We start from the raw sequence: 678 nt of genomic DNA, 5'->3' as shown, positions 1-678 counted from the left end.
GTGACGTCGGTGGCGGTAACGCCGCGCACAATCACAGCGCAGCCGGCATCCGCGAGCACAGCGCTGGCACGGTCTTCGAGCTTTGCGACGACACTGCGCGCGTCAAGCGGTGGCACCTCGAGAAAGTCGAGTTCGTCGAGCACGCTCACGCGGTCGACGGTGAGTCCGTTGACAAGAGTGGGGAGCAGGCGGGCGATCTCGGTGTCGTAAATATAGCCACCGTTGATCACTGGACGGTCGGGGCTCGCGATGCTCGCGATCTGCCGAAATTCGTCCACCGTTTCGGCGTAACGCAACTGGGTGTGATCGCGCGTGAGGCTCTCAATCGTCATGCGCCCCAGCGTGGTTTCGACGCTCAGCCACGGAGAGCGAGTGAATGAATCTGCACAAAGTCGTTGAGCTGGGCCGGATGCCGGGCCGCCATTTCGAGCACCCACTGTCGCAGCACCGTGCCGATTGCTGCCCGCGTGTGCTCGAGGATGTCGTCGTCCACGAGCGATTCGCGGCTTGCCGTCGGGGTGAGCGAAGTGCTGTTCAGCACGACGCGCACGAAGAACGCCCAGTCGGGTAGCAGCGCATCCACGTTCTCGCTCAGCAGCATCCGGCCAAGGTAAACGCGGTTTGCTTGACGAGCCCCTGGCGGTGGCGAGCGGGGCAACACATAGGCGACACCCGTGG

General features: G+C 63.9%; 1 protein-coding gene and 1 pseudogene. Both read right to left on the bottom strand.

What is annotated here, in order from left to right; all coding sequences use genetic code 11:
- The coding region (locus IP510_RS13595) for a hypothetical protein (protein ID WP_265087609.1) at positions 1 to 332 on the bottom strand (332 nt) is incomplete at its 3' end.
- 23 nt (positions 333 to 355) lie between these two features.
- A pseudogene (locus IP510_RS13590) lies at positions 356 to 678 on the bottom strand (HSP90 family protein); the annotation flags it as partial.

The sequence above is a fragment of the Psychrobacter sp. NG254 genome (genome assembly GCF_015277735.1).
Lineage (GTDB): Bacteria > Pseudomonadota > Gammaproteobacteria > Pseudomonadales > Moraxellaceae > Psychrobacter.
Note: the sequence above shows the minus strand (reverse complement) of the source record. Positions and strands in the feature narration are given on the sequence as shown.